1 protein-coding gene is annotated in these 1,786 nt (G+C 65.3%); it reads left to right on the top strand.

The window, feature by feature from the left end; genetic code table 11:
- Positions 1–1,606, top strand: a 1,606-nt coding sequence (locus EOA60_RS31465; RefSeq protein ID WP_128312510.1) for a 5'-nucleotidase C-terminal domain-containing protein, incomplete at its 5' end; no start/stop codon positions are given.
- Positions 1,607–1,786: the final 180 nt, after the last annotated feature.

The raw sequence follows: 1,786 nt of genomic DNA, 5'->3' as shown, positions 1-1,786 counted from the left end.
CGGCAAGATCAAGCCGTCCATCGTGGTCGAGGTCGGCGGCCAGAAGATCGGCATCGTCGGCGCCGTCACCAACGACACGCCGGAACTGGCCTCGCCCGGCCCCAACATTGCCATCGCGGACGACGTCAAGTCGATCACCGCCGAGGTCGAGAAACTGAAGGCGCAGGGCATCAACAAGATCATCGCCGTCACCCATATCGGCTACAACCGCGAGCGCGACGTCATCGCGAAAATCCCCGGCGTCGACGTGGTGGTCGGCGGCCACAGCCACACGCTTTTGTCGAACACCGATCCGAAGGCGGCAGGCCCCTACCCGACGATGGTCGACAACCCCGACGGCTACAAGGTGCCGGTGGTGCAGGCGGCGTCCTATTCGAAATATCTCGGTGAATTCAAGGTCGTGTTCGACGACAACGGCGTCGTCAAGTCGGCCAGCGGCGACCCGATCTTTCTCGACAAGTCGATCACGCCCGATCCGGCGGTGCTCGCCCGCATCAAGGAGCTTGGCGCGCCGATCGAGGCGCTGAAGAACAAGGAAGTGGCGGAGACCACCAAGCCAATCGATGGCAGTCGTGAAAGCTGCCGCACCCGCGAATGCGAAATGGGCAATCTCGTCTCCGACGCCGTCCTCGATCGGGTCAAGGGCCAGGGCGTCGAGATCGTAATCTCGAATGGCGGCGGACTGCGCGCCTCGATCGACCAGGGCACCGTGACCATGGGCGAAGTGCTGACGGTGCTGCCTTTCCAGAACACGCTGGCGACCTTCAAGATCTCCGGCAAGGATCTGGTCGCCGGTCTCGAAAGCGGCGTCAGCCAGGTCGAGGACGGCGCCGGCCGCTTCCCGCAGGTGGCCGGCTTGAAATATGCCTTCGACAAGTCGGTCGCGCCCAATGCCGGTCGCGTCAAAGCGGTCGAGGTGATGGAGAACGGCGCCTGGGTGCCGATCAACCCGGACAAGCAGTATCTCGTCGCCACCAACAACTACGTCCGCCAGGGCGGCGACGGCTACAAGGTCTTCGCCGAAAAGGCCACGGATGCCTATGACTACGGCCCGGGCCTGGAGCAGGTGGTGGCCGACTATCTCGGCGCGCACCGCCCCTACACGCCGAAGCTCGACGGCCGCATCACCGAGATCGGCGCCACGACAGCGGCCGCGGAGCCGGCAAAACCTGCTGAGACGGCCACGACGCCGCCTGCCGCCCAACCCGCGAAGCCGGCCGAGACAGCGCCAGCGGCCACCGAGCCTGCCATGCCGGCTTTGCCGTCCAATTCCGGCGACATCGCGGGGACGCCGCCGGCCGTTCCGGCCGAGACCGCACCGGCAACGTCGGAGACAGCAAAACCTGCCGAGACTGCCCCGGCGACCGCCGCCCCTGCGACCGGATCCGCCAAGCCGGCCGAAACAGCGCCCGCCGAGGCTAAGCCGGCCGCGACCGGTCCGGAGACCAGCCATGTGATCGCCGCGGGCGACACCTATTGGGATCTGGCCAAGAAAAACTATGGCGACGGCAGCAAGTGGAAGCTGATCTCCGACGCCAACAAGGACTACAGGCCGCGCCGTCTGCCGCTCGGAGCAACGCTGACAATTCCGCCGGCCGCAAAGTAACCTTTCGCCGGAAATTCATGGCGCCCGTCCGGGAGACCGGACGGGTGTTCCGTTTTCAGACGCAAACGCGGTAAGGTGCGTCCAGACGCAGCATTCCAAAACCGGCATGGCATCGCTAGTTTTCGCACCGACAACCGGAGACCGTCGATGACGCTTGCCAATCCTGCCGATGCGAAAGCC

The sequence above is a fragment of the Mesorhizobium sp. M1A.F.Ca.IN.020.06.1.1 genome (assembly GCF_004023265.1).
GTDB lineage: Bacteria > Pseudomonadota > Alphaproteobacteria > Rhizobiales > Rhizobiaceae > Mesorhizobium.
This window is presented reverse-complemented; position numbering and strand designations above follow the sequence as displayed.